Here is an 875-nt window from a genome sequence, read left to right as displayed (position 1 = left end):
TGGATCAATTTTATCCATTTCTTCTCGGATGATATTCATGGTGGTGACATCATGGATTCCCATCAGATCAAAACGGAAGCCATCCACATTGAATTCTTCTACCCAATAACGAAGTGAATCAATCATGAATTTGCGGAACATTTCATGCTCACTGGCCGTCTCGCTGCCAACTCCGGTACCGTTTTGGAAAGAACCGTTGGGATTCATCCGGTAGTAATAATCGGGAACCGTTGACTGAAAGGCTGAGTCAAAGGTCGAATAAATATGATTGTAAACCACATCCAAGGTCACAGAAATCCCTGCATCGTGGTAAGCCTGAATCATGGTTTTCAAATCTCGGATGGCCTGACCCGGATCATCTGGATTAGAAGAAAAACTGGTTTCTGGTGCATTGTAGTTCTGTGGATCATAGCCCCAGTTATAAGTAACTTGGCCATTTTCGTCATAGTCCTTGTGTCGGTCAGAAACCGGCTGGAGCTGTACGACATTGATACCTAGATTGCGAATGTAATCAAAAGTAGTCTGATCTTCCTGACTATTTCTAGTGCCACGTTGACAAGCACCTAAAAAAGTCCCTCGCAAATGCTCTGCGACACCTGAACTAGGCGATTTGCTAATATCTCGGATATGCATCTCATAGATGACCGCCTGATTCGGATTATCTAAACGCCAAGTTGCCTCCTTGCCTTGACATACCTTAAAACCAGCAACAGTCTTGTCCTGTTCAGCAACAATAGCTGAGCGCTTGCCATCAGGACTGGTGGCGATTGTATAAGGAAGGATCGCGCGTCAAAAAATGCTGGTTTTCAAAATGAACATGATACTGGTAGGCCTTGCCAGCTAAATCTTCTGGCACTTCCACCGACCAAACTCCG

General features: G+C 44.8%; 1 pseudogene. It reads right to left on the bottom strand.

Going from position 1 to position 875, the window contains the following annotated elements:
• Positions 1 to 875: pseudogene (locus tag D8792_RS10825) on the bottom strand (alpha-amylase family glycosyl hydrolase); the annotation flags it as partial.

Source organism: Streptococcus cristatus (assembly GCF_003943505.1).
GTDB classification, from domain to species: domain Bacteria; phylum Bacillota; class Bacilli; order Lactobacillales; family Streptococcaceae; genus Streptococcus; species Streptococcus cristatus_E.
Note: the sequence above shows the minus strand (reverse complement) of the source record. Positions and strands in the feature narration are given on the sequence as shown.